The sequence below is a fragment of the Mesorhizobium sp. 1B3 genome (assembly GCF_050958605.1).
Taxonomy (GTDB): domain Bacteria; phylum Pseudomonadota; class Alphaproteobacteria; order Rhizobiales; family Rhizobiaceae.
The window spans coordinates 1-590 of record NZ_JBJHDO010000038.1; the positions used below are offsets into that span (position 1 = coordinate 1).

At 65.1% G+C, this 590-nt stretch carries 1 pseudogene; it reads right to left on the reverse strand.

Features of this window, described 5'->3' with window-relative positions:
- Window positions 1–119 precede the first annotated feature (119 nt).
- Window positions 120–590 (reverse strand): annotated as a pseudogene (locus tag ACCO56_RS33055) (Re/Si-specific NAD(P)(+) transhydrogenase subunit alpha); the annotation flags it as partial.

The window sequence follows — 590 nt, forward strand, 5'->3', positions numbered from 1 at the left end:
GACATCGCCGGCCACCTCGGCGGCGCGCTGCGCGCCTGCGGTGTCCGTGATTGCCAGGCGCACCGCAGCGACTGCCTGGTCCAGCTGGTCGAGCGCCCTTTCCAATGCGGTCTGTTCCATCACGCGACTCCCCCGGTTTTCGGCGTGGACGATTTTCTGGGAGCGGCCGGTTTTCGGACGGCCGTTTTCTTGACCGGTTTTTCAGCCGCCTCGGGTTCCGCCGCGATCGTGTCGGCCACAGCCGCGAAATTGGGATGCACGACCTTGCCGCCGTCGGTCAGCATGGTCGCTTTGACCAGCTCGTCGTCGCGGTTGATGGCAAATTGCTTGCTCGCCTTGTCGACCATCGTCTCCAGGAAGGCATAGAGGTTCTTGGCGTAAAGCAGCGAGGCCGACGCCGCGACCCGGCCGGGAACATTGAGATGGCCGACGATCTTCACGCCGTTGTCCGACGTCACGACCTTGCCGACAACCGCCCCCTCGACATTGCCGCCGCGTTCCACCGCCAGATCGATGATGACCGACCCCGGCTTCATCGACTTGACCATCGCCGCCGAGACCAGCTTCGGCGCCGGTCGGCCGGGGATCAA